Origin of the sequence: Streptomyces hygroscopicus (assembly GCF_026168105.1) — a bacterium.
In the GTDB taxonomy this organism is placed as follows: Bacteria; Actinomycetota; Actinomycetes; order Streptomycetales; family Streptomycetaceae; genus Streptomyces; species Streptomyces hygroscopicus_D.
The window spans coordinates 86,819-110,290 of the sequence record NZ_LBMW01000026.1 but is presented as its reverse complement, the minus strand read 5'-3'; the positions used below and the strand labels follow the sequence as shown (position 1 = coordinate 110,290).

The following is a 23,472-nucleotide window of genomic DNA, read 5'->3' as shown; positions in this document are numbered from 1 at the left end:
GGAGGACTCACGTGGCCCGTACTGTTGCCCGCGTCATCGTGGACGCGCTGAGCGAGCTCGGCGTGCGCCAGGTGTTCGGCGTCGTGGGAGACGCGCTCAATCCCCTGACGGACGCCATCCGCACCACCGAGAACCTTGAATGGGTGGGCTGCCGGCACGAGGAGGCGGCCGCGTTCGCCGCGAGCGCCCAGTCGCAGCTCACCGGAACGCTCGGGGTGTGCATGGGCACCGTCGGGCCCGGTTCCGTCCACCTCCTGAACGGCCTGTACGACGCGGCCAAGAGCCACGCCCCGGTCCTGGCGATAGCCGGCCAGGTACCCCTCGCCGAAATCGGCAGCGACTACTTCCAGGAGGTCGACAACGACGCCCTCTTCAGCGACGTGGCCGTCTTCCGCGCGACCATCACCTCGCCCGACCAGCTGCCGCAGATGCTGGAGACGGCGGTGCGCCACGCACTGGGCCGCAAGGGCGTCGCCGTCCTCACCGTGCCGGGCGACCTGGGCGATCGGGAGCTGACCGCCGACCGTCCCGCCCGGTTCTCCCTGAACCCTCCGGTGAGCCGGCCGGACGGGGCTGCCGTCCGCCGCGCCGCGGAACTCCTCGACCGGTCCGAACGGGCCACGCTGCTCGTCGGCGAGGGCGCCCGCGCCGCTCGCGAGGACGTGCTCACCCTCGCCGACCGCCTGGCCGCACCGATGGTGCTCACACTCAAGGCCAAGGCGGGCTTCGAGGGGGACACCAACCCCTTCCAGGTCGGCCAGACGGGCCTGATCGGCAACCCCGCCGCCGCGGCGGCCCTCCAGGACGCGGACACTCTTCTGCTGCTCGGCACGGACTTCCCCTACCGGGACTGGTATCCCGGGGGACGGACCGTGATCCAGGTCGACGCCGAGGCCACCCACATCGGACGCCGGGTGTCGGTCGACGTCGGACTCGTGGGGGACGCCGGCGCCACCGTCCGCGACATGCTGGACCACCTCAGCGCCACCCCCGCGGGTACCGAGGGCGCACGCGACCGTTCGCACCTGGAGAAGGCACGCGAGCACTTCGACCAGTGGCGCACCGGACAGGCCCGGCTCGCCGACCCCGCGCACGACAAGGGCCTCGTGGGCCGCATCCGCTCCGCGTTGGACAACCGCGCCCATGACATACGCCCGGAGGCGCTGGCCGCGGCCGTCGACCGTGTCGCGGCCGAGGACGCCGTCTTCACCTCCGACACGGGCATGGCCACGGTGTGGCTCTCGCGCTTCGTCGAGATGCGCGGCGAACGGCGTCTCATCGGCTCCTACAACCTCGGCTCGATGGCCAACGCCATGCCCCAGGCCCTGGGCGCCCAGAGCCTGGACCGCGAGCGGCAGGTCGTCGCCTTCTGCGGCGACGGCGGCCTGAGCATGCTCCTGGGCGACCTGATGACCCTCAAGACGTACTGCCTGCCCGTCAAGCTGGTCGTCTTCGACAACCGGCGGCTGGGCATGGTGAAACTCGAACAGGAGCAGGCCGGCCTGCCCGAGTTCGGCACCGTGCTCGACAATCCCGACTTCGCCGCCGTGGCCGAGGCCTTGGGCATCACCGGCATCCGCGTGACGGACCCGGCAGAGGTGGAGAGCGCCGTGCGACGCGCCTTCGGCAGTCCGGGCCCGGTCCTGCTCGACGTCCTCACCAACCCCGACGAGATCGCCGTCCCGGCCAAGCCGACGGTCGAGCAGGGCTGGGGGTTCGCGGTGGCCAAGGTGAAGGAAGTCGTGCGCAGCCACGGAGAGCCGAGGGGGAACTGACGACGCTCGGGGAATTGGCTTCAACTGGCCCCACGCAGGCGATGGCCCTGTGGGCAAGGACGTTGCACGGGGTCCAGCATTCCAGGACGGCTTCGAGGGCGCGGGCGCAGTGCGCGAGGCCGCGATCGGACCGGGTACGCATGCCGTTCACGCTCTGACCGCATCGGTCCTAGAGGGGCCCGGCACCATCGGCCTCGTCGTCCCGTACCAGTGGGGAAGAGCCTGAAGGGTACTCCGATGACGCAACAGCATGGCCATGGTTGATCCGCAGAATGCCCAACCGGCGGTGGAGATGCCCGTAGGCCGCCTGTACGCAGGCGCTCACCTCGTGCGCCTATGGTCTTCGGAATCCTGGGCGGGCATGGGGTCCTGGCGGGCCGTGCATGGCCCTTCATAGGTGTCGCCGTGGGTCAGGCGCGCCCGGACCGGTGGGGCCCTCGCCCACCACGCGGCAGCGCAGCCCAGGTGGGCCGAGTGACAGCGGTTGCAACCGCGCCGAGGTACCCGGAAGGGCCTTCCCGAGGCGTGTACGGGAAGGCCCTTCGGAGAAAAGAGATGTCGTCAGTGCCTGAAGGCGTCCTTGGTCTTCTCCTTGGCCTCACGGGCATCGCCCGTGCTCTTTTCCGCCTGTCCTTCGGCGGCCATGCGGTTATTTCCGATGGCGCTTCCCACGGCCTCCTTGGCCTTGCCCTCGGCCTGCTCGGTCTTGGCCTTGGCCTTTTCGCCGGCAGTCATGGAATGCGCCTCCTCATTGCTTCGGTGCTGTTTTCGCTGTAGCCCACCTGTGCCCCGGCTCTCCTTGCACAAACGAGCCAGAGCTGCGGAATGAAGGAGCAGTCGCGGGGCATACGGCGGCTCAGGAGGTCGATAACCATGGTTCCTTTGCTGCTCGTTCTGCTTCTCGTACTCGTCCTTTTCGGTGCCGGTTTCGCCGTCAAGGTGCTTTGGTGGGTGGCCCTCGCCGTCCTGGTGCTGTGGCTGCTCGGCTTCGTCATCCGCTCCACGAGCGCCGGGGGTGGCCGCGGCCGCTGGTATCGATGGTGACCTGACCGGTACTCACCCCTTCGTAGGGCCTGGCTGATACCGGCCAGGCCCTACGGGCTTGGCTGACGATTGCGCACAATGAAAGAGCGCCAGAAGAGTCCGAAGGGGAAATTGGGTTGTCCGGCCCGATCACGGGTACCTGCGCCTGGAGGTATGGGGTAGTAGAGGCGGTGCGGATGAAACGGGCCTTGGCGGGCGAGGACAGCATGACGACCCACTCAGATGGCGCCTTTCTGAGCGTCGCGGTGGCTCTGGAGGGGCAGGGCCCCTGCATCGCCGAGGCCCGCCACACGGCTGCCGGTTTCCTGACCCGGATGCGCGCCGAGTACGGTATCGCGGTCTCCCAGCGAGCTGTGGAGGTGACGCAGCTGGTGGTGAGCGAACTGGTCACCAACGCGCAGAAGTATGCCGTCGGCCCGATCCTGCTGGATCTTCGGATCGCCGGTGATCTGGTGGAGGTCCAGGTGTGGGACTCCGATCCAGTGCTGCCGGTGGCTCGGGCCGCCGATGCGGGCCGGGTGGGGCAGCATGGTCTTCAGATCGTCATGGCAGTCTGCCAGGGCTTTGAAGCCACGCGGGAGCCGGTAGGTAAGCGCATCACCGCCCGCTTGGCCTTGACGGACGATCCGCTCGGCGTCAGCGCTTGGACCAGCAGGTGAGCGACCGCCAGGCTCGACGGCCGACAGCCGAAGGAAGCCATCAGCACGTCGCGGGCCCCGGCGTTCGTGTGACGGCATTTCTCTAACATTCCTGAGTCGCTCGTCTTCTCGCGGCAGGGCCGCCGACGCGGCCGATGTACGGCCGTCGGTGTCCGCGCCGGTCGCTGGATTAGGTGGAACGACCAGTGGGGCTGTGTCCGCTGCCCGTATCTCGGTGCAACCGTGCTGGCTTGGGCGTGGCCGAGTTCGTCCTGCACGTCGGCATTCTGTGGACGATCGGGATCATCCTGCTCGTCATCGGGCTCATCCTGTTCCTCCTCGACTCCGTGGGGCACGCCGTCGGCGGCCGACGCCACTACTGGTACGCCCCCTGACGCCGCCGATCGGGGGCCCAATCCGAGGACCCCGACGCCACTGCACCCGTTACCCGCTTACTGGCCTGTGCCGACGGGGCGCCGCCCCGGTTCCGGTCGCAACCCCTGCTCCACCCGCAGCACGAGGGCCGCCAGGCCGACTCCGGAGCGCCGGCGGGTTCTCCGGCCGGACCGGGCGGGTGGCCTCTCAGTGGGGAGACGTGCCGGCTCACAGCCCTGCCCCTCGATCGCGTGGTGGCAGGCATGGGTGGAAATTGAAGGGGTAACCGAAGCATCGTCGCCCGCTTCACAGCGGGCCGTGGCACGAGTTCGAATCCGGGAGGGGACCTACATGGTGCTCATGAGCACGCTGGACACGCAGACCACCGAGCTGCCCGAAGCCGCCGACCCCACCCGGGTGGCGCCCAAGGATGCCCGCGAACTCTCCCGGTTGTTCTTCGAGCAGCTGGCAGTGCTGGAGGAGGGCACGCCCGAGTACAGCTACGCGCGCAACACGCTGATCGAGATGAACATGTCCTTGGTCCGCTACGCGGCCGGCCGGTTCCGCAGCCGCGGACCGGAGGAGATGGAGGACATCGTCCAGGTCGGCATGATCGGCCTGATCAAGGCGATCGACCGGTTCGAGCTGTCCCGCGAGGTGGAGTTCACCTCCTTCGCGATCCCCTACGTCGTCGGGGAGATCAAGCGGTTCTTCCGCGACACCACCTGGGCCGTGCACGTTCCCCGGCGGCTGCAGGAGGCCCGCGTCCAGCTCGCCCGGGCCACGGAAGAACTGCGAAGCCGGTTGGGCCGCACGCCGACGGTCAAGGAACTGTCGGAGCTGATGAGCCTGCCCGAGGACGAGGTGATGGAGGCTCGTCTGGCCGCGAACGGCTACAACTCCTCCTCCCTGGACGCCGCCATCGGCGGCAGCGAGGACGGCGAGAGCGTCCTGCAGGACTTCATCGGCGTCGAAGACACCGACCTGGAGTTGGTGGAGGACTTCCACTCCCTGGCCCCGCTGATCGCTGACCTGGATGAGCGCGACCGGCAGATCATCCACATGCGCTTCGTGGAAGAACTCACCCAGGCCCAGATCGGCGAGCGCCTGGGCGTCTCCCAGATGCACGTCTCCCGGCTCCTGTCCCGCTGCCTCGCTCGCCTGCGCGAGGGCCTGCTCACCACCGGCTGACAGCCAGCTGTCCGCACACCGCCTGATGCCCGCCACAACCGTGGCGGGCATCAGGCGTTATCTGGCGCCACGGCCCCGAGGCCAGGGGTGCAAGGCGTCGCGAACGGTGGGGTGACAGGCTCTGACGTCATCGAGACCGACGATCTGGAAGAGGCGTGCGACGGAGGCACTGCGTGCTGCCAGCCGTAGCCGGCTCCCGGCGCTTCGCGTGGCACATGCTGAGCGGGCCTGGTATCTGCCCCGGCGCGACGGTGCACAGGAACGGAACGGTGCCGGACCGGGTGGAGGGCCCCGAAGGCGAGTGTTGCGGTGCCCCGGGCGCCGCGATGGAGATGACGATCGCCTTGGCCGATGACGGAGTGAGCATCGCCGAAGCCCGCCACCGAGCCGCGCCGCTTTCCTTCAGGGTGCGGCCGGCCCCCGGGCTGGGGTCTCTGAGCGGATCGTGCGCCTGACCCAGCTGGTGATCAGCGAGCTGGTCACCAGTGCTCGCAAGTACGGGACCGGCCCCGTCCTTGTGCTCTGAACGTGGCTCATGCGCGGCCACGTCTCACAGCATCCCCCGTCGGAGAGCGGCCCGATCCGCGCCTCGGTGCGTGGGCGTATGTGCGCGGCTTGGCAGGCCGTTCAGCGTGGGCGAGCACCGGGCCGGTCTCACCGAGGACTGCTGTGCAGGAAGGGGGACCGCCATTCGAGTGGGCACTCTTCCTGGTGTACCTGCGGTAGCAGCACACGCACCCTCCATGGAGAAAAACTGTCGTGGCGACAGTAGACATTCCGCCGCTGCGGGGTTAGCGTTGTCTCCGTACCCAGAAGGTCGAAGTAGGCACAGCAGGCACGAACTGCTGTGCAGGTAGACCAGAAGGACACGGCCCCAGCGGGGCTGTGAGCAGCACCCGCGATATCCGCGCAATCGAAAGGTAAGGAGCAGAACGCCATCAGGATCGCCCGGGCGAGGAAGCAGTCCGCCCGGGTACGACGCAAGGCCCCGGATTGGAAGGTGGTCCCCGGTCACGCATTCGCGATCCCCGCAACCCCGCCCTCCCAGGCGGCACCTGCGGAAAAAGAAGGCCAGCGCGGAGCGCCGGTAGATGGTGTTGAAAGCTCGGGGCCCGGGTGCCGTACTGGCACCCGGGCCCCCCGACGCGTCCCCGAAAGAAGAGGTCTATGCCGCCTGCCGGTTCCCGTCCCGTCGGCCCTCTCGACGATGACGACTACCCCGCCTACACCATGGGCCGGGCCGCCGAGATGCTCGGCACCACCCCTGCCTTCCTCCGTGCCCTCGGTGAGCACCGCCTGATCACCCCGCTGCGCTCCGACGGCGGCCATCGCCGCTACTCCCGGTACCAGCTGCGCATCGCCGCCCGAGCCCGCGAACTCGTCGACCAGGGCACCGCCATAGAGGCCGCCTGCCGCATCGTCATCCTCGAAGACCAGCTCGAAGAGGCGCAGCGCATCAACGAGCAACTGCGCGCCGAGGGCGGCAAGCCTCAGCCGAAGACATCAGCCTGATCAGAACGCCCGAACCTGAGGGAACCGATGCACTGCCGGCGGACGAGGCCGCTGAGGGACCGCACCGCCGTTCGGCAGCTCAGACGGGCTCAACGCGTCAACCGAACTCCGCCGGAAGAGAGAACCGCGAGCGGGCGGGATGCATGTAGTGGGTGACGAAGGGCGAACCCGGGGAAGAAGGACCGGCAACCGATAGGAGGTTGCCATGGATGGCGGGGATCTGGAACTGGGGCAGCTTCTGGCCGCCGCTGAGGCGGCACCGCCCGGGGAGTCCGTCGAGGTACTTGCGGATGACCTGCGCAAGCGCTTCGGGGCGGAGCGTGTGTCGTTCCTGTTCGTCGACCTCGTGGGTCGGCGGCTGCTGCGCCTGACCACACAGGCCGAGGATGACACGGAGGGCGCTGCCGAGCGGATCGACCTGGAGGGCAGCGTCTACGACGCAGTCCTGCGCACCCAGTGCCAGCGCGTGGAACCGGACGGCCAGGGCGGGCGGCGCGTGATCTCGCCGGTCACCAACCGCGGCGACTGCATCGGTCTGCTGGAGGCTACGCTGCAGAACGCCGACGACACCGTGCTCGCGCAGATCGAAGACGCGGCGCACGCGCTGGCCTACATCATCGTCACGGACCGCCGCTTCACCGACCTGTACCACGCGGGCCGGCGCACCACCCGGACCAGCCTGGCCGCCGAGATCCAGCACCAACTGCTTCCCTCGGCCTCCTGCTGCGAGGCTCCCCAGTTCACCCTCGCGGCAGGGCTGGTGCCGGCCGACGACATCGGCGGCGACACCTACGACTACACACTCGATCGCGACACACTGCACCTGTCCATCACCGACGCCATGGGCCACGACACCAACTCCGCGCTGCTCGCCACACTCCTGGTCGGCGCTATGCGCGGCGCCCGCCGCAGCGGCTGTGACGCACTCCAGCAGGCGCAACACGCCCACGACGCCCTGCTGACCCACAGCCGCGGCCTGGCCACTGGCCAATTGCTGTGCATCGGCCTCACAACGGGGACCTGCGAACTGGTCAACGCAGGGCATCCCCGGCCCCTGCGCCTACGCAAAGGTGCCACCGAGGTCGAAGAGGTCCAGCTCGCAGTCAACCTCCCCTTCGGCGTGGCAGCCCCCACCTCCTACCATGCCCAGGAACTCCATCTTCTCCCCGGCGACCGTCTGATCCTGCTCACTGACGGCATGCAGGAACGCGGCGCCGGAGCCGTCGACCTGGCATCCCTCGTGTGGGACACCCGGACCTCACATCCCAGGGAAGCCGTGCGCAACCTGACCACCGCGGTACTGGATGCCTGTCGGGGAAGTCTCAGGGACGACGCCACTGTCCTCATCCTGGACTGGCACGGGCCGCGGCGCGAAGACGGGTAGGGTCCAGTTCGCTGATCAAGCACCACAGCTCGCTTCCCACGGCCGCGTACGGTCACGTGGTCGACGGCTGTGCGTCGCGGTAACCGCAGTCGGTCTCCGTTCGCAGCCGGCGCCGACATCGGCGCGCTTGGCGTAGACCACCTGCACGGTCAGGTCGTGGGTGGGTCGGCGGCGTAGTGGGTGAGGGCCGCGTGCAGTTCAACTCGGAGGGCCTCGGGGAGGGCTGCTCCCGGGGCCGCGCTTGAGGATGTGTTCGGCGACGGCGGACAGTTTGATGTTGGTGCGCTGGGAGACCTCGCGCAGCACGGTGAAGCCGTCATCTGGTGACATCTGGGTCATGACTGTCAGGACGCCGATGGCCTGGTCTACCACCGCGTGGGGGGGCGAGGGCCTGCTGCAGCTGCCCGTTTTCTCTGCGCAACCGCTCCACCTCCGCGCGCAGCCCGGCGGTCCGCGGTGGCGGGTGTCGCATCGGGGCGGGTGGGGGAAGCCATGTGCTCATCCAGGGAAGCAACGGGTCGCGGTCATCTTTATCGCCTGCCCGAACATTGTCTTCGGCACCCACTTCGCCGCACCAGACACAGCAGAACGCGCCCCCGGACCACAGCCCGGAGGACGCACGCGGGGGGCTTGGTTCCGGACCTCCCGCTCCCGCGCCGGGAACCCGAGCCGGGATGCTCATGCGCAAGGGGAGCGGGGTGCGGGTCCGGAGCAGGCGGGGCGCCGACGGGTCCGGGCCCGCACGAGGCTCGCGCATCCGCCGGGGGCGGATGTTCATGGCGCGATGCCGTACCCAACGACCAGCGGGTGTGTCGGTCACGCGGCTGGCGGAAGCGGACGTGAGGCGGGCCGTGCAGGGGGCGTACGGAGGGCCCGTACCCGCTTCGGCTTGAGCCCGCATCGGACCAGGACACCAGCTGCGTCGTGTGCCATGACGGGGTCCGTCGCAGGGCCCGCGTCCTTCACCGTGGCGCCGGCGCCTTGCCCGGCTTGCGCTCAACCGGGAAACGCCTTGGATGGAGGCAGGCGGCATCTGCACGCAAACCCTCGCTGACCAGGCGTGCAACGCGTCGCAGGGGGCCTGGCGTTTCGTGCAGAGCCGCGAGAAGGGACGGGCCATGCGCTGGAGCATCGTCCGCACCGAGGAGATCGCCGTCGCTTGCGACGTCGTCAACGGCTGGACCGTTGTCGAGGTCGACGGCGAGGTGGACATCCACACCCACGCCTTGATCCGCCAGGCAGTCATCCAGCTGCTGGGTGAGGGGCACCGCCACTTCGTCCTCGACCTGTGCTTCGTGCCCTTCCTGGACTCGATGTTCCTGGGCACCGTCGTGACGCTCGCCAAACGCATCCGGGAACGCGAGGGCTCGCTGCGGATCACGTGCCCCTCGGCTCGGATGCGCACCGTCTTCGCGCACGGCGGCCTGGCCGACGCCTACGAGTTCTACGACTCGCCGCAGGAGGCCACCTGCCAGTCGCCGGCCCTCGACGGCCTGGCGCACTGGCCCGGTCCCACACGCTGAGGAACCGCTGGGATGAGCCGGGGCCGGTCAGACCGCGGTGGGTACCTCGGCGTCCAGGCCCCGGGCGGCGACGAGCTGGGCGCTGCCGTCGGCGAGCCGGTAGCGCAGGCCGACCACGGCGACCCGGCCGTCGGCGACCCGCTCGGCGAGCACACGGGAGCGGTCCAGCAGCAGGTCGACGGTGTGCCTTATGTGCTCGGCGAGGACCTCGTCCGCGTCGAAGCGGCCCACGGCCCTGGCCGCGAGCACGCTGGGGGTGACGCGCTCGACGACGTCCCGGATGTACCCGGCGGGCGCCTTGCCGTGCTCCAGCGTGGCGCACGCGGCGGCGACCGCGCCACACGAGTCGTGGCCCAGGACCACCACCAGCGGGCAGTCCAGCAGGTCCACCCCGTACTCGATACTGCCCAGCGTCTCGGCACCCACGACGTGCCCGGCGGTGCGGACCACGAACAGGTCGCCCAGGCCCCGGTCGAAGATGATCTCGGCGGCCAGCCGCGAATCCGAGCACCCGAACAGCACGGCGAAGGGGTGCTGGACCGGCGCGGTCTCAGCGCGACGGGCGGCGTCCTGGTTCGGGTGCTCAGGGGCGCCCGCGGTGAAGCGCTGGTTCCCGGCAAGCAGCAGCTCGAAGGCTTCACGGGGCGTCAAAGGCTGGGTCTGGATCGTCATGGGCGGCAGCTTACGAGCCAGACCCAACCCCTTGCACCGCCTGGTCACCCCTCTCGCCGCCCTGGCTGGCCGCGCACGCAAGGTAACGGGACGACCCCGGACAGCGTTGAACCCGCCCCGAGCTGGGGGTGGTCCGGGTGGTACTCCGGTCGCTCGGGCAGCAGGACCGCGAATCGTTCCCAGAAGCGGTTCCGTCAGCCATGCCGGGCCGGCCACTGCGCCACCACCTATGCGGGCCGCCTTCTTCCCGCGTGATCACCCTGGTCGGGGAACTGGACTTCCCGGCCTGCGTGCAGGCCACGCCCTCCCTCGCTCTTCTCGCGATCGCTGGCCGGGACCTCACCTTCGACATGGCACTGGTGACGTTCATGGACGCCGCCGGTCTGAACCTGCTGCAAAGCGTGCGCCAGAAGGTCCTCGCGGGCGGCGGCACGGTGGAAGCACGCGGCATACAGCCGCCGGTTCGGCGCGTCCTGGAGCTGACGGGCACCGACGTCCAGTTCGTATTCCAACGCCGTCCGAGGGAACATTTCGGTCACCCTCGAAGGGACGGCCTGAGCCGGGGCTGAACTTCTTGCGGGAGATCAGCGGGCTACCCCCGAGGTGGAAGGCCCCGAATTCCGTGAGCACTGGGGCCTGCGGGAATTCAGAATCCGGACCGGGTCGAAAGTCGATTGGGCCGATCCCGCTCGGTGCCGTACAGTTCACCGTACCGACGCGGGGTGGAGCAGCTCGGTAGCTCGCTGGGCTCATAACCCAGAGGTCGCAGGTTCAAATCCTGTCCCCGCTACTCAGACGTGAAGGCCCGGTATCCACCGGGCCTTCACTACGTGTGGGCCGGTTCGGACCTGGCTCTCGGCGAACAGGGCACCGCGGTCGCAGAAGGCGTCAACGCACTGGGCCAACGCAACGGACGTACGCTCCCGGGCCCAGCTCGTAGCCGGATCCTCGACGGCACTGGCGAACGGCATCCCGATTCATCCGCCGCAGCGGCTGGTGCCCCTGTGCCGCCTTAGGCGCAGCGCCGGACCCGCGCTCCGCGTTTCGTGGCCGAGCTGCTCCACACCGTCCGCCTCACCATCAGGAACCAGACCCTCGACGCGGAGCCTTTCCTCGTCGTCGGCCTGATTGCCGGCATCCGCAGGGTGCTCATCGTGACGGCCGAGGCGGAGAAGTCCTTCGGGTGGAACGTCGAGGGGATCGAACTGCTCATCCTGGCGGGGCTGATCCTCGTGATGGCGACAGCGGTGTACGTGTGGCGGCGCTCGTCGCGGCCGGGAGACTACTTCCCGCTCCAGGAGGCGCGGCGCTCCCCGTCGCCGACTTCGTCACCCACCCCGGTGCGCGGGTCCTGATCCGTCACCTTCCGCCGCCGCGGCCGCCCGCACTCGCTGCTCCTCGCGAGCAGAGCCGACGTCCCGTTCCAGGGGTGTGCGGCTCACGGCCGTCGCGAGGTCCTCCAAGGCTTGCTTCTGCAGTTCCGCCTCGCGCCGCACGACTGGGCTCCCATTGCCGGCGGCGCCCTCCCACGCGTGGAGCGCCTCCTCCACGCGCCCCCAGTCCGGATTCCTGTGCTCGCGCACGTCGGCTGCCGCCTGCGCGGTGTCCGCCTCCAGGGCGTCGGCGAACCGCTCCGCCTCGGGGACGACACGGCTGTCGGCCCGCGGAACGTGGCTCTCCATGAGCATCGCCGCGCGGCCGAACCCCTTGAGCGCCTCCTGCGCCTCCTGCGCCTCGCGCGACGTCAGCCCCCTGGGACGGACTGGTTCCTGCCTTGCCCGGTCGTATGCCTCCTGCCAGGCGGCACGTGCCTCCCTGCTCTCCAGCAGTGCCCTGCGCATGTCGGCGTGATGCTCCCGGGTCGGTTCGGCGTAGTTGCGGAGCACCGCGGCCGCATAGCGGCCGTTGGCGGCGAGCCAGTCCGCAAGCCGGCCCGGCAGCCGGGGTGTCTCCCATGCGGGGAACACCACGTACGCCAGCATCGCCAGGATCCCGCCGAGCAGGGTGAGCACCACCCGCTCCGGGACCGTCTGCTCCCATGCCTGGCCGCCCATGCCGAGCAGGAAGACGACGTACGCGGCGGTGAAGCAGTGGGAGTAGGCGTAGCCGGTACGGATCAGCGTGTACGACAGGCCCGCCGAGACCACCGCCAGCGCGCCGAACACATGGGCATCCGGTCCCAGGGCCCGCACCATCACGGTGGCGAGCGCGACCCCCGCCAGGGTCCCGGCGAGACGGGCCACCGCACGCGCGTACGTCCGGTGGAAGTCCGGCCGCATCACCATCACCGAGGCGATGGGCGCCCAGTAGCCGTGGCCCAGGGGGAGCCGGGCGGCGATCAGATAGCCGAGCGTGGCCACCGCCGCCAGGCGGACGGCGTGCCGGAACACGGGCGAGTCCCGCCGGAGCTCACGGCGTACCGCCCGGACGATGACCGGGACCAGCCGGAACATTGTCGGGCGCACCAGGAACCGGGCGCCGGCGAGGCCGGGCGGCGTGGGCGTCCTCCCGCGCGCGCCGCCGCTCCCGGCGATCTCCAACGACTCGCCGAGCAGTTCCACGAGCCGCTCGGCGGCCTGCCGCGCGGGGCCCTCCAGCACCTCGTGCTCCTCGTCGACGCGCAGGACGTCCATGCTCTCGGGCCGCACCTCGGCGGGAGTGCCCCGGCGGATCGAACGGGCGACCGCATCCAGAACGTCGGCGGCCGCGGCGAGCAACTCCCGCGCGCGGTCCCGCCCGGGTCCCTCCGCCGGGGCGCCCACGTCCGGGTCGGCGAGCGCCGCGACGACCGGCCGAATGCGCTCGGCGAGTCCCCGGGGGCCGTGGAGGACGGGGGGACGGGTGCGAGCCTGTGACGGCGTCACGGCAGCCGCATCCCGGGCCGTCATCAACGGCTCCGGGTCGAACGGGGCGGTCGGGTCGTGCCGCAACCGGCGGGCGTAGTCCGCCACGGCGGCCAGGGCGTCGGCGAGCGCGTCACGATGCGCTCCCCAACGCCGGATCGGGAACAGCAAGATCAGCACGGCCTGCGTCACGCCCCCGAGTGCGATGACCCCGGCGTGCTCCAGGGCGCGCCCGATGCTCGTGGGCAAGGTGATGGTCACCAGCATGCTGCCCACGGTCGTCGCTGCGACGATCCCAGCGGTCGATCCGACGGCCCACGCCATCCCCGCGGCAAAGGCCCATACGGCCAGCAGCGGCAGGAACGTCACGAGCCGCCCAGCCGCCAGGTAGCCCACGAAGGTGCTGAGCGCCAGACCCGCGCCCGCGCCGAGCGCGATCACCTTGCGTGGACGCCAGGTGCGCTGGAAGGTGGCCCCACCCGCGGAGTAGGCGCCGAGGGCGGCGGACGCGGCATACGCAGGGGAGACCAGCCACAGCGTCGGCCCGATGACGATCGCCACCCCAGCGGCCGTGCGCAGCGCGAGCAGGGGCTCCAGCCGCGTCTCCTCGATCGTGAGCCCGGATCGCACGACCTCCCCGAAGGCCCGCAGCCACGTCACGGATGTGAGCCTAGCCGGAGCGCCCTGCCAGGTCGCGTCGGCCGCGCCGCCGCCTCCTGTGCGCTGCGGATAGGCGGGCGCACACCCCCTCTACCGGGCCGGACGCGGGCGATCGCCCCTGGTTCAGGTCCGACCGGAGATCAAGCGAAACGCCGTCCGTCAGTCCCGGTGGAGCCGGGGTCGATCGCCACTCGTCGGCCGGACCCATCCCCGGGAACAGGCGGACGGCGGCCTTCGGGTTTCCTTACCGCTTGTGGCCGTCCCCGTGTCCGTTCGGATGCAGGACCACCTTGGTCCAGCCCTCGTCACGGGCGTCGAAGTGCTCGTAGGCAGCGGGGGCCTCGTCCAGGCTGAGCTCGTGGGAGACGACGAAACTCGGCTTCGCCTTCCCGCCGGCGATCAGATCCCGCAGCGCCCGGTTGTACTTCTTCACCGGCGCCTGCCCGGTCCCCATGCGCTGGCCCTTGAACCACATCATCCCGAAGTCGATCGGGACCTTGCCCTGAGCTTCCAGCTCCCCCTGGGCCTCCGCGCCGCCGGGGTCCTCGGGCAGGAACACGCCCACCACGCCGATGTCGCCCGTGAACCTGACCGAGTCGATCAGGCCGTTGAGCGTGAGGCTGGCGTCCTCGTGGTGGTCCTGGGGGTCGTGTGCCTGGTAGCCGACGCATTCGCAGCCGTTGTCGGCGCCCAGACCGAGGGTGGCCTCCTTGACGACCTCCGTCGGGTTCTGCTCGGCGGTGTTGATCGGGATGGCTCCGATCTCCTCCGCCTTCCGCAGCCGGTCGGGCTGGTGGTCGGCCGTCCAGACGCGGCCGGCGCCCTTGAGGAGGGCGGAATAGGTCGCCATCAGCCCAACCGGACCGGCCCCGAAGACGATGGTCTGGTCGCCCGGTTTGACGTGGGCCATCTCGGTGGCGTGATAGCCGGTGGGGAAGATGTCGGCGAGCATCACGTAGTCGGTCTGCCGCTCGGCGGCGTCCTCGCCCAGACGCAGCGCGTTGAAGTCGCCGTAAGGCACGCGCAGCAGCTCCGCCTGGCCACCCTGGTAGGGGCCCATGTCGGCGAATCCGTAGGCGGCTCCCGCGAGGGCCGGTTCCGGCTGCATGGTCAGGCAGTAATTGGTCAGGCCCTGCTCGCACTGCTTGCAGAAGCCGCAGGCGATGTTGAAGGGCAGGACCACGTACTCGCCGACCTGGACCTTGCGGACGGCCGAGCCGACCTCCACCACCTGGCCCAGGTTCTCGTGTCCCAGGGTGCGGCCGGACTCGATCGAGGTGCGGCCCTCGTACATGTGCAGGTCCGAACCGCAGATGTTGGTGGTGGTGATCTTGACGATGATGTCGCAGGGATGTTCGATCTTCGCGTCCGGTACGTCCTTCACTGTGACCGCTCGCGGTCCTTCGTATACCGCTGCTTTCATGATGACTTCCCTTGATGTCGCGGCAGGTGGCGGTGATGGAGAGGGCGCAAAGAGCCTGACTCTCGGAAGTGCTGCGACGGGTCCGGGGCTCCGGCACGCCTCTGCGGGCCGTTCACCTGGATCAGATGGAACGGTCATTTGCCGCCGGCCCGCCAGGCGGAGCTTCGGCGCTCCGGCGGCGTTGCGTCCGGGTCCCCGTCGGCCCCCGAGGCGAAACAACCACGCACCGACCGATCAGCGGAATCTCCGGACCCGGACGACCACCAACCGACGGCACGTACGCGTCCACGATCAGCCAGCCGATCATGAGCGCGACAGACCCGACCATGGCGATCACTGGGCGTGGCGTGCTCAGGGACGTGGCCAGGTTCCAGGTGGTGGAGTTCACAGTGGCGACTGCCCCCGTGGCGAGTGCGGTCGCCAGGGCTTTCGACAAGCCCGGCAGTGTTCCCTGGAGCGTCTCATACCGGGATTCTCCGAGCGCTCGTGTGAGCGGGGCCCGGTGACGGCGCCTGTCGCGCGGTTCGCGGCGCGATCAGGTAATCAGGAACGGTGAACACGGACGCGACCGACCCCTTCGTGCATGTCCGGGGCGCCGGTGAGAACAACCTGCGGAACATCGATGTCGACATTCCGCGGGACGCGATGGTCACCTTCACCGGCGTCTCCGGTTCGGGCAAGTCCTCGCTCGCGTTCGGCACGCTCTACGCGGAGGCCCAGCGGCGCTACTTCGAGTCCGTAGCACCGTACGCCCGAAGGCTGTTGCAACAGGTCGGCGCACCGCACGTGCAGGAAATCACCGGACTGCCACCGGCCGTGGCGCTGCAGCAGCGACGCGGGTCGCCCAGCTCGCGCTCGACGGTCGGCACCCTCACCACGCTGTCCAATCTGCTGCGCATGCTGTACTCCCGCGCCGGCACCTATCCGCCCCGGGCCGCACGGCTGGAAGCCGAGTCGTTCTCACCCAACACGGCGGCCGGCGCCTGCCCGGAGTGCCACGGACTGGGCGTCGTGCACGACGTCGCCGAGGACCTGCTCGTCCCGGATCCCTCGCTGAGCATCCGAGAGGGGGCGATCGCCGCCTGGCCGGGCGCCTGGCAGGGCGCCAACCTGCGCAGTGTCGTGAGCGGCCTGGGGATCGACATCGACCGACCGTGGCGCCGGCTCAGGAAGAAGGACCGGGACTGGCTGCTGTACACGGACGAACAGCCCTCCGTGTACATCGAGCCGGAGGAGGACCGCGTCGACTACGGCTACCAGGGCAAGTTCTGGAGCGCCCGCAAGCACGTCATGCACGTCCTCGCCGACTCCAAGAGCGAGAAGATGCGCGAACGGGCGCTCCGGTTCGTCAGGAGTGTGCCCTGCCCCGCGTGTCACGGCAGCGGACTGCGGCCCGAGGCGCTCGCCGTGACCTTCGCCGGACGTTCCATCGCCGAGATCAACGCGATGCCGCTCACAGAGGTCGTGGCGCTGCTGCGGCCCGTCGCGGGGCGGTCCGAGGCCGACGCCACCACGTCGACCGCCCGGTCCGGGGAGACGACCGAGGTCGCGGTCCGGATCTGCGGCGATCTGGTCGCGCGGGTCGACGTACTGCTCGACCTGGGCCTCGGATATCTCAGCCTCGGGCGCCGCTCGACGACCCTGTCGCCAGGCGAGGCGCAGCGCCTGCGGATCGCCACCCAGCTGCGCTCGGGGCTGTTCGGTGTCGTCTACGTCCTCGACGAACCCTCCGCCGGCCTGCACCCGGCTGACGCGGAACCGCTGCTGGACGTGCTGGACCGCCTCAAGGCGGCGGGCAACTCGCTGTTCGTCGTGGAGCACGACATGGACGTCGTACGGCGGGCGGACTGGGTGGTCGACATCGGCCCCGGTGCGGGCGAGGGCGGCGGACACGTGCTGTACAGCGGCCCGGTCGCCGGGCTTGAGCGGGTCGGGGAGTCGGCCACGAGCCAGTACCTGTTCGGGCGCGCCCAGCAGCTCGATCACCGCCCGCGCACACCGCACGGCTGGCTGCACCTGAGCGGCGTCTCCCGCCACAATCTGCACGACGTGTCCGTCGACGTACCGCTCTGCGTACTGACGGCGGTGACGGGCGTGTCCGGTTCCGGAAAGTCGACTCTGGTGACGCAGGTGCTCGCCGAGGTCGTCCGCGGCCACCTCGGACTCGTACCCGAGGAACCCGACGAGGCGCAGTTGGAGGTCGACGTCCAGGACGCGTCGGGGGTCGAGTCGTTCGACCGGCTGGTCCGGGTCGACCAACGGCCCATCGGCCGAACTCCCCGGTCCAACCTGGCCACGTACACCGGGATGTTCGACGCGGTGCGCAAGCTGTACGCGGCGACGGACGAAGCCAGGGCGCGCGGCTACTCGGCCGGGCGGTTCTCCTTCAACGTGCCCGAAGGGCGGTGCGAGACCTGCCAGGGCGAAGGCTTCGTCGCGGTGGAACTGCTGTTCCTCCCCGGCACCTACGCGCCGTGCCCGACCTGCGAAGGCGCCCGGTACAACGCCGAAACGCTGGAAGTCACCTACCGCGGCAAGAACATCGCGGAAGTACTGGCGCTGTCCGTCGACGCCGCCGCCAAGTTCCTGTCCGCCGTCCCGGCCGCCTCCCGCAGTCTGGAGACGTTGCGCGAGGTGGGACTGGGGTACCTGCGGCTGGGTCAGCCCGCGACGGAACTCAGCGGCGGTGAGGCGCAACGAATCAAACTGGCGACCGAACTGCAGCGAGCCCGCCGCGGGCACGCGCTCTACCTGCTCGACGAGCCGACGGCGGGGCTGCACCCCTCGGACATCGCGCTGCTGCTGCGACAGTTGCACCGGCTCGTCGACGCCGGCAACACGGTCGTCCTCGTCGAGCACGACCTGGACACGATCGCCACCGCCGACTGGGTCATCGACCTCGGTCCTGGCGGCGGCGACGCGGGCGGACGGGTGGTCGCGGCGGGCCCGCCGGCCAAGGTGGCGAGGGCCCGCCGCAGCGCCACCGCGCCCTATCTCGCGGCCCGGCTCGCGCGCTCCTGACGACAGAATCGCGATCGCGAATCCCCGAGCACCTGCGGCGCGACCCGCTGCCCGGGTGGTCTCGCGCACCAGCGCGGTGCGCGAGTACGCCGACTTTACGGCAACCGCGGGACCGACCTGCCGCGGCAGTCCCGCAGCCCGGCGTGAGCGGTCGCGTGTGGCGAGAATGACCCCATGCACATTGTGATCGCGGGTGGACACGGAAAGATCGCGCGCCGGCTGACCCGGCTGCTCTCGGCGCGCGGCGACAACGTGACAGGGCTGATCCGCAACCCAGACCACGCCGACGACCTGCGCGCGGACGGCGCGGAACCGGTGGTGTGCGATCTGGAGCACGCCTCGGTGGACGAGGTGGCCGGCCACCTTGGCGGCGCCGACGCGGCACTGTTCGCCGCGGGCGCCGGACCGGGCAGCGGCGCGGCCCGCAAGCAGACGGTGGACCGGAACGCGGCCATCCTCCTCGCCGACGCGGCCGAGCGCGCCGGGATGCGCCGCTTCCTGGTGATCTCCGCGATGGGCGTGGACAGCCCGCCGCCGCCCGGCACCGACCCGGTGTTCGCCGCCTACCTGAAGGCCAAGGGCGAGGCGGACGCCGACATCGCCTCCCGTCCGGGACTGGACTGGACGATTCTGCGCCCGGGGATGCTGACCGACGACCCCGGTAGCGGCCGCGTCACGCTCGCCGAGCACACCGACCGCGGCCAGGTGCCGCGCGATGACGTGGCTGCGGTGCTCGCCGCCCTGCTCCACGAGCCCAGGACCGCCGGGCGCATCCTCGAGCTGATCAGCGGGTCCACCCCGGTCGAGGAGGCGGTGCGCGCCGTGGCCGGCGGCTGACGCCGCACTCCGCCCTCGCCCGGGTGCGGGTAATGACTCACACCCGGGCACTTTAAAAGGCGCAGCGCAGCGAGGCCGACACGGTGTTCCGCAAGCTGAGGGACATCGCCGCGCCGAGCGGAACACCCTTTGAGCACCAGTCGATCGGCTACGCCTTCGGGTACGTCGAGGCGATGTTGGAGAAGGGGCACGTCGAGGCGGCCCGGGACAAGCTGGACTGGCTGAAGAACGCCCTGGCGCGCACCGGGCACACCGGGGCGCGGTGTCCCCGTACGTGGGCGGCCCGTACGACGGCGGCCACAACCCCGACGGCGAGATCGACGCCATCGACATCCGCCGCGGTGGGAGCAACGAGTCGGGACGGTACGTCCTCACCGGGGTGAAGGGCGTGCGGTGTCTAGCGGTGGGAGCCGCTGATGAGTTGAGGGGCCGCGCCAGTGCAGGGGGGCGCTCTGGCGCGGCCTGTCCGCCAGGACCAAAAAGGGGCATGTTCCTGGCGTGACCTCCAGGAACGCGTGTGCCCCCGTTGTTGACGGTTACACCACCCACCCTCGCAGGCCGAGGGCGAGCGGGACGAGACGGGCGAGCGTACCGCAACGGAACAGCACCCGGACGTCCCCCGGAGCGAGCCATCCCAGGCGGAGGGCGAGCGGGGCGACGACGCCTAGCGTCACTGGACGAACCGTCGCCGGGGGCCGGGTGAGGGTGCACTTTTCCGGCGCTGTCACCGGTTCCCGGCCCGCCTGCCGTCCAGCAGTCCGTGCAGGTGCGCGGTGGCGTTCTGGATGTCCGCGTATTTCTGCTGTCCGGCGCGTACCTCGGCAGAGAGCACACCGCAGCGGTGGACGCGCTCGAAATCGCCGTAGGGGAACTTGTACCGGCCCTTGGTCTCCTCTCCCATCTCGTCATCGATGCCCAGGTACCACCTGGCGTACTCGTTGAATCCGTGCTCCTCGAGGTAGGCATTCTCGTCCGCTGCCGAAGGCCGGTGCTCGCTCCACTCGTCCCGGTCGTCCAGGACGATCCGGCCCTCTTCGGTCAGTTTCTTTGCGTGGTTGAACGCCATCGCGTTCAGTTTCACCGTCATGCCGTTTACCGCCTTATCGACAGTCGTGTTCAGATGTCGGCTGCTGCCGCCCGGATATCCTGTCGAGCCTGCCCCGTCAGCTCGTTCAAGTCGCCGACCTCAGGAGTGAGTTCCCGCGCGCGCGGCGCGATCTGCTGCAGCCATGCCGCAGTGGCCAGGGTCAGTTCGACGGCCTCCCGGGTCCACTCCTCGCCGAGCAGTTTCTCGACCTTGAAAGCAATGCTCGCGAGCGTGTCGTCATCGGTGGCAGGCACCAAGTAGGGCTCCAGGCCCGGCGGATACGGTGTCCGCTCCCGGTACTCACGCATCGCGGTCACGACCGCGGGCACCGCGCTGTACCTGTCGAGGAGGCCCATGAAGACGTACAGGCGGGCCACCAGCCGTGGCGAGCCGGGGTGCCGATCCAGCCAGGCCATCAGCTCGCGCTGATCACCGACGTGGTCCATGATCTGCGACATCTCCTCCGCGACCCGGTTGGGCCAGGTCCATTGGAAGGGCAGCAGCCGTGCCACCTGATGGGCGAGCGCCGCCTCGCTCTCCGCGTCCAGCGTGCCGGCGACGAATTCGGCGACCTGCCTGTGGTCCAGTCCGTAGTCGGCCGGCGCCGCCCGGTTCTGTGAGCTCTGTGACGAGTCGTGGCGCAGACGCAACAGCTGTGTGCCGATCTTGCTCAGTGTCCGGTTCCGCAAGGTTCCTCCCAGCTCGCGATGTGTTCTTCATCGTCCGGAGCGGCCGAGCGACCAGTTCCTGCTCGGATCCACGCGACCGCCCCACCACCCCCGCAGTTCGCCGGACCGCAGCGAACGCAGCGGACCTCCCAGGGTGGTCCGGTCGCGTCGGCGCCGGGCTTCCGGGCGGTCCTCGGTGTGCGAGACGCGCAGGCGTCTGTCGATGTCCAGTCGGTTCATGAGTCGTAGGTCGGCGAAGGTCCGGCACAGGGAGCGCAGGCCGACGCAGTGCTCGTTGGCGTCCAGACCGCTGCGCAGGACCGGCCTGGTGCCGGGTGCCGGACGTCGCAGCGGATTCAGGCGCAGGCTCTCCTCGGCCCTGGCCAGGGCCGCGTCCCCATCGGCGGTCTGGTGATCCAGTCGCCGCGCCTCCTCCGGCCAGGCCGTCACATGGCGGGCGGAGGCGCCGGGCACCAGTTCGTCGCCGATCCGCAGGAGCAGCAGCCGCAGCCGTGCCGCGAGGTCCCCGCCGGGCAGGTCAGCCTGCCGTCGCGGCCCTGCAGCGCTGGCATCCCGGCGGCCACGGCGCGGTCGTCGGGACGGGCGCGGTGGGCGGGGAACCGCGCCTGACCAGGGATCCGTCGCGCAGCAGATATGCGGCGGCGGTCAGGCGGCAGCCCGTGGCCAGCAGGCAGGACGCGCCGAGGGCGACGACATCGTCCTCCCCGGCGGACTCGAACATCAAAGTGGCGCGCGTCGACAGTTCGAACACCTCACCCAACTGCTCCGGTGCCGTCTCGCGAGAGTCCGGATTCCTGACCCATGCGCCGTGCATTGCCGGCCTTCCGAGAACCGCCCGCTCGTCCGCGGTGTCTCAGCCCGCTGGGTCGATTCCGACCGCGCGATTTGGTCACCGTGCACCGATGCCGATCGCACACCCGGCGCGCAGCATGGCATTCGTCGACCGCCGAGTACTCAAGCCGATGCCGGCCCCGGTGAGTTCATCCCGGCCCGCAACCGCGGACGGGTCGACCTGACCGTCCACGGCAGCTACTGGGTCGGGGCCGCCGTCGGGAGCCTGGGCGCTTCGTCCTGCTGAACACCGCTTGGTTCCCCGCGGACGTCGGTCGGCGGGTGGCCTTCGGCAACGGCGGCTTCCTCGGACTGGGGATCATGCTGGTCCGCCGCAGCGTTCCGGAGAGCCCTCGTTGGCTGTTCATCCATGGGCGGGAGAGGGAAGCCGAGAAGATCGTGGACCGCATCGAGTCGGAGGTGCTAGCCCGGGAAGGCATCGAACTGCCGCCGTCCAGCGGGTACCTCACCGGACGGCACCGGGCGTCGATCCCGTTCCGGGAGATCGCTCGGGTGGCGGCACAGCGCCATCCGCGCCGGGCGCTGCTGGGCCTGGGCCCTCTTCGTCGGGCAGGCGGGGGCCCTGGCCGCTTCCGCACCGCCCTGAAGGACACGGTCGAGGAGTCCCGGGCGCAGAGGCTGTCCTCCGGTGCCTATACCCCGCCGGCCCGGGCCGGCCGCTGACGGGAGGGATGTGGAAGATGTCCGACGGTACGGCCACCAGGCCCGCGGCGTTCGTCTTCGACCTGGACGGGACACTCGTCGACAGCGTCTACCAGCACGTCATCGCCTGGCAGCAGGCGTTGAGCGAGATGGGCATCGGCCTGGCGATCTGGCGGATCCACCGGAGGATCGGGATGAGCGGTGGCCTGCTCGTGCAGGCCATGATGCGCGAGACCGGCGTACGGCTGACGCCGAAGGAGGCCGATGAACTGCAGAACGCCCATCACCGCCACTTCGAAGGCTGGACGAACGCCATCCGGCCGCTGCCCGGAGCCGCCGAGCTTCTCCGGACGCTGACGGACTGCGGCGTCCCCTGGACGATCGCCACCAGCGCCCGCCGGGACGACGCCGCACCCATGTTCGTCAGACTCGCCGTGCCGCCTGACGTGCCGACGGTCACCCGCGAGGAAGTCAGCCACGCCAAACCCGACCCCGATCTGTTCCTGGCGGGCGCGGCGCGGCTCGGAATCCCCGCCCGCGACTGTGTCGTCGTCGGAGACAGTGTGTGGGATCTGCTGGCTGCGCGGCGGGCGGAGGCACTCGGAGTGGGGCTGCTGTCCGGAGGATACGGGCAGGACGAACTGGAGCGGGCTCAGGCGTTCCGGGTGTACGCCGACCCCCTCGACCTGCTGGGGCACATCGACGAACTCGGCGTCCGGGACGCGCACGGCGCCTGAGCGCGACGTACCCGTCCCCGGGCGGTCCGGCACCCGGGGACGGATGAGGATGGCGGCACTGCCCAGGAGGCCGGTGCGGTTCCGCCGCCGGCCTCGCTGGTCTTGACGCGGACCACCACGTCTGCCGCCTCTTCCAGGCTGTGGTCCAGGTCGTTGAGGAACCGCTCCTCGTCGGTGCGGATGCCCCGGAGCATGTCGGCGTCGAGGCTGTCGCCGATCTCATCGGCGAAACGCTCTGCCGCGCTGGCGGCCGCCGCCGCCTTGGCCGCGACGGCGAACTCCTCCTCGATGCCCTTCAGGAGGCGTTGCGGAGTGTGACCATCGTGTCCGGGCCGCACGGCTGACGGCAGCCCGGACATCAGCCGCCACAACACGCTGCCGGTGCTCACGGCTTGACCGCCCAGGGTGATGAAGGCCTCGGACAACGGTCCTCGGGCGGTCAGCTGCTCCAGGCGGCGATTGAGCTCGTGGATGTGGTCATCGACCTCCTGGATGTGGTCCTCCAGGGTCTGCCGGCTCCCGCAGCCGTCCGGTTGAACAGATCGTCAAACTCGGCGAGGGGGTTGC

At 70.1% G+C, this 23,472-nt stretch carries 26 protein-coding genes and 1 tRNA gene; 16 read left to right on the top strand and 11 right to left on the bottom strand.

Annotation, left to right across the window (positions count from 1 at the left end; all coding sequences use genetic code 11):
• Positions 1 to 11 precede the first annotated feature (11 nt).
• Positions 12 to 1,775 (top strand): thiamine pyrophosphate-dependent enzyme, encoded by a 1,764-nt coding sequence (locus tag AAW14_RS24080; RefSeq protein WP_265566028.1) that lies wholly within the window; start codon positions 12 to 14, stop codon positions 1,773 to 1,775.
• A 561-nt stretch (positions 1,776 to 2,336) separates the two neighbouring features.
• Here AAW14_RS24080 and AAW14_RS24075 read toward each other — a convergent pair.
• Entirely contained in the window at positions 2,337 to 2,510 is a 174-nt protein-coding gene (locus AAW14_RS24075) for a CsbD family protein (protein ID WP_265566027.1), read from the bottom strand.
• Between the two features lie 138 nt (positions 2,511 to 2,648).
• Between AAW14_RS24075 and AAW14_RS24070 the strand changes: the two genes are divergently transcribed.
• The 6 genes from AAW14_RS24070 to AAW14_RS24045 all read left to right on the top strand — a co-directional run bounded on the left by AAW14_RS24070 (position 2,649) and on the right by AAW14_RS24045 (position 7,919).
• Complete coding sequence (locus AAW14_RS24070) at positions 2,649 to 2,819, top strand: hydrophobic protein (protein ID WP_265566026.1); 171 nt, start codon at positions 2,649 to 2,651, stop codon at positions 2,817 to 2,819.
• 206 nt (positions 2,820 to 3,025) lie between these two features.
• A complete protein-coding gene (locus AAW14_RS24065) occupies positions 3,026 to 3,478 on the top strand; it encodes an ATP-binding protein (protein WP_265566025.1) in 453 nt (150 codons plus the stop codon).
• A 230-nt stretch (positions 3,479 to 3,708) separates the two neighbouring features.
• Positions 3,709 to 3,852, top strand: coding sequence for a DUF6131 family protein (locus AAW14_RS24060; RefSeq protein ID WP_265566024.1), 144 nt, complete (start codon positions 3,709 to 3,711; stop codon positions 3,850 to 3,852).
• Positions 3,853 to 4,183: 331 nt separating this feature from the next.
• Complete coding sequence (locus AAW14_RS24055; RefSeq protein WP_265566023.1) at positions 4,184 to 5,023, top strand: RNA polymerase sigma factor SigF; 840 nt, start codon at positions 4,184 to 4,186, stop codon at positions 5,021 to 5,023.
• 1,167 nt (positions 5,024 to 6,190) lie between these two features.
• Positions 6,191 to 6,535 carry a MerR family transcriptional regulator gene (locus tag AAW14_RS24050; protein ID WP_265566022.1) on the top strand — a complete coding sequence of 115 codons (345 nt, stop codon included), beginning with the start codon at positions 6,191 to 6,193 and terminating at the stop codon, positions 6,533 to 6,535.
• A 205-nt stretch (positions 6,536 to 6,740) separates the two neighbouring features.
• Positions 6,741 to 7,919 (top strand): PP2C family protein-serine/threonine phosphatase, encoded by a 1,179-nt coding sequence (locus tag AAW14_RS24045; protein WP_265566021.1) that lies wholly within the window; start codon positions 6,741 to 6,743, stop codon positions 7,917 to 7,919.
• Between the two features lie 198 nt (positions 7,920 to 8,117).
• On the opposite strand, the gene AAW14_RS24040 is transcribed toward AAW14_RS24045, so the two are convergent.
• Complete coding sequence (locus AAW14_RS24040) at positions 8,118 to 8,258, bottom strand: ANTAR domain-containing protein (RefSeq protein ID WP_265566020.1); 141 nt, start codon at positions 8,256 to 8,258, stop codon at positions 8,118 to 8,120.
• A gap of 779 nt (positions 8,259 to 9,037) precedes the next feature.
• On the opposite strand from AAW14_RS24040, the gene AAW14_RS24035 reads away from it, so the two are divergent.
• The gene (locus tag AAW14_RS24035; RefSeq protein ID WP_265566019.1) at positions 9,038 to 9,442 is read left to right on the top strand and encodes an STAS domain-containing protein; all 405 of its coding nucleotides are present in this window, start codon (positions 9,038 to 9,040) and stop codon (positions 9,440 to 9,442) included.
• 27 nt (positions 9,443 to 9,469) lie between these two features.
• Here AAW14_RS24035 and AAW14_RS24030 read toward each other — a convergent pair whose 3' ends face one another.
• Positions 9,470 to 10,114: a carbonic anhydrase gene (locus AAW14_RS24030; RefSeq protein WP_265566018.1), complete on the bottom strand. Its 645-nt coding sequence runs from the start codon at positions 10,112 to 10,114 to the stop codon at positions 9,470 to 9,472.
• A 251-nt stretch (positions 10,115 to 10,365) separates the two neighbouring features.
• On the opposite strand from AAW14_RS24030, the gene AAW14_RS24025 reads away from it, so the two are divergent.
• The 3 genes from AAW14_RS24025 to AAW14_RS24015 all read left to right on the top strand — a co-directional run bounded on the left by AAW14_RS24025 (position 10,366) and on the right by AAW14_RS24015 (position 11,469).
• The gene (locus tag AAW14_RS24025) at positions 10,366 to 10,683 is read left to right on the top strand and encodes an STAS domain-containing protein (protein WP_265566017.1); all 318 of its coding nucleotides are present in this window, start codon (positions 10,366 to 10,368) and stop codon (positions 10,681 to 10,683) included.
• A 147-nt stretch (positions 10,684 to 10,830) separates the two neighbouring features.
• Positions 10,831 to 10,904, top strand: a tRNA-Met gene (locus AAW14_RS24020).
• A 256-nt stretch (positions 10,905 to 11,160) separates the two neighbouring features.
• A complete protein-coding gene (locus AAW14_RS24015; protein WP_265566016.1) occupies positions 11,161 to 11,469 on the top strand; it encodes a phosphate-starvation-inducible PsiE family protein in 309 nt (102 codons plus the stop codon).
• Here the strand turns inward: AAW14_RS24015 and AAW14_RS24010 are convergent.
• Positions 11,443 to 13,617, bottom strand: a complete 2,175-nt coding sequence (locus tag AAW14_RS24010; RefSeq protein ID WP_265566015.1) for an FUSC family protein — start codon at positions 13,615 to 13,617, stop codon at positions 11,443 to 11,445. The two genes, AAW14_RS24015 and AAW14_RS24010, sit on opposite strands and share 27 nt — an antisense overlap.
• Positions 13,618 to 13,861: 244 nt before the next feature.
• Positions 13,862 to 15,040, bottom strand: coding sequence for a glutathione-independent formaldehyde dehydrogenase (locus AAW14_RS24005; RefSeq protein WP_265566014.1), 1,179 nt, complete (start codon positions 15,038 to 15,040; stop codon positions 13,862 to 13,864).
• 552 nt (positions 15,041 to 15,592) lie between these two features.
• Between AAW14_RS24005 and uvrA the strand changes: the two genes are divergently transcribed.
• The 3 genes from uvrA (at position 15,593) to AAW14_RS23990 (ending at position 19,281) form a co-directional block, all read left to right on the top strand.
• Positions 15,593 to 18,061 carry an excinuclease ABC subunit UvrA gene (uvrA, locus tag AAW14_RS24000; RefSeq protein WP_265566013.1) on the top strand — a complete coding sequence of 823 codons (2,469 nt, stop codon included), beginning with the start codon at positions 15,593 to 15,595 and terminating at the stop codon, positions 18,059 to 18,061.
• A 174-nt stretch (positions 18,062 to 18,235) separates the two neighbouring features.
• A complete protein-coding gene (locus tag AAW14_RS23995; RefSeq protein ID WP_265566012.1) occupies positions 18,236 to 18,898 on the top strand; it encodes an SDR family oxidoreductase in 663 nt (220 codons plus the stop codon).
• 83 nt (positions 18,899 to 18,981) lie between these two features.
• Positions 18,982 to 19,281: a hypothetical protein gene (locus AAW14_RS23990; protein WP_265566011.1), complete on the top strand. Its 300-nt coding sequence runs from the start codon at positions 18,982 to 18,984 to the stop codon at positions 19,279 to 19,281.
• A 153-nt stretch (positions 19,282 to 19,434) separates the two neighbouring features.
• On the opposite strand, the gene AAW14_RS23985 is transcribed toward AAW14_RS23990, so the two are convergent.
• The 5 genes from AAW14_RS23985 to AAW14_RS23965 form a co-directional block, all read right to left on the bottom strand.
• Entirely contained in the window at positions 19,435 to 19,572 is a 138-nt protein-coding gene (locus AAW14_RS23985) for a hypothetical protein (RefSeq protein WP_265566010.1), read from the bottom strand.
• 50 nt (positions 19,573 to 19,622) lie between these two features.
• Positions 19,623 to 19,985 (bottom strand): hypothetical protein, encoded by a 363-nt coding sequence (locus tag AAW14_RS23980; RefSeq protein WP_265566009.1) that lies wholly within the window; start codon positions 19,983 to 19,985, stop codon positions 19,623 to 19,625.
• Between the two features lie 29 nt (positions 19,986 to 20,014).
• Positions 20,015 to 20,674: a hypothetical protein gene (locus tag AAW14_RS23975; RefSeq protein WP_265566008.1), complete on the bottom strand. Its 660-nt coding sequence runs from the start codon at positions 20,672 to 20,674 to the stop codon at positions 20,015 to 20,017.
• A 27-nt stretch (positions 20,675 to 20,701) separates the two neighbouring features.
• A complete protein-coding gene (locus tag AAW14_RS23970; RefSeq protein WP_265566007.1) occupies positions 20,702 to 21,127 on the bottom strand; it encodes a hypothetical protein in 426 nt (141 codons plus the stop codon).
• 64 nt (positions 21,128 to 21,191) lie between these two features.
• Entirely contained in the window at positions 21,192 to 21,488 is a 297-nt protein-coding gene (locus tag AAW14_RS23965) for a hypothetical protein (protein WP_265566006.1), read from the bottom strand.
• Between the two features lie 299 nt (positions 21,489 to 21,787).
• Here AAW14_RS23965 and AAW14_RS23960 point away from each other — a divergent pair, with 299 nt between their 5' ends.
• Both AAW14_RS23960 and AAW14_RS23955 read left to right on the top strand, forming a co-directional pair.
• Entirely contained in the window at positions 21,788 to 22,189 is a 402-nt protein-coding gene (locus AAW14_RS23960; protein ID WP_265566005.1) for a hypothetical protein, read from the top strand.
• A 17-nt stretch (positions 22,190 to 22,206) separates the two neighbouring features.
• Positions 22,207 to 22,905, top strand: coding sequence for an HAD family hydrolase (locus AAW14_RS23955; protein ID WP_265566004.1), 699 nt, complete (start codon positions 22,207 to 22,209; stop codon positions 22,903 to 22,905).
• On the opposite strand, the gene AAW14_RS23950 is transcribed toward AAW14_RS23955, so the two are convergent.
• A complete protein-coding gene (locus tag AAW14_RS23950; RefSeq protein ID WP_265566003.1) occupies positions 22,821 to 23,294 on the bottom strand; it encodes a hypothetical protein in 474 nt (157 codons plus the stop codon). The two genes, AAW14_RS23955 and AAW14_RS23950, sit on opposite strands and share 85 nt — an antisense overlap.
• Positions 23,295 to 23,472 lie beyond the last annotated feature (178 nt).